The sequence below is a fragment of the Neisseria sp. P0024.S006 genome, from assembly GCF_051956595.1.
Taxonomy (GTDB): Bacteria; Pseudomonadota; Gammaproteobacteria; order Burkholderiales; family Neisseriaceae; genus Neisseria.
In genome coordinates, this window is record NZ_JBQCXH010000081.1 from 1 (window position 1) to 436 (window position 436).

1 protein-coding gene is annotated in these 436 nt (G+C 50.2%); it reads right to left on the reverse strand.

From position 1 onward, the window contains the following. Positions 1-2 precede the first annotated feature (2 nt). Positions 3-436 (reverse strand): alpha/beta hydrolase-fold protein (locus ACTHUF_RS11375; protein ID WP_440407764.1); only part of this gene is annotated, 434 nt, incomplete at its 5' end.

Here is a 436-nt window from a genome sequence, read left to right on the forward strand (position 1 = left end):
CGTCAGGTGTGTGTAAGAGACAGCTCTCGGGCTGAGCGGACAAACCCTTCGGGTTGCAGGACTTCAGGGTACAAAGTATCTTCACTGCCGACATAAATCAAAACAGGCAATTTATGCGAGGCCGTCTGAAGCAGATCTGTACTGTCATAGCGTTTCCATGTTTCTACGTTTTGACCCAAATAAGCTGAAAACGCCAGCCTGCCACCTTCCGTATCGATAAGATGACATAAAGGCGCAAAGGCAGAAACTGCAGCATATCGGCCGGGATGCTTCAAAGCCACATGCAGCGCTCCATGCCCGCCCATGCTGAACCCTGCAATGCTGCGCTCTTTCGTTACCAGGAAATGATGCTCGATCACATCCGGCAATTCTTGGCTGATATAGCTTTCCATTTGGTAATGCTGCGCCCAAGGTGCTTCCGTTGCACTGACATAAA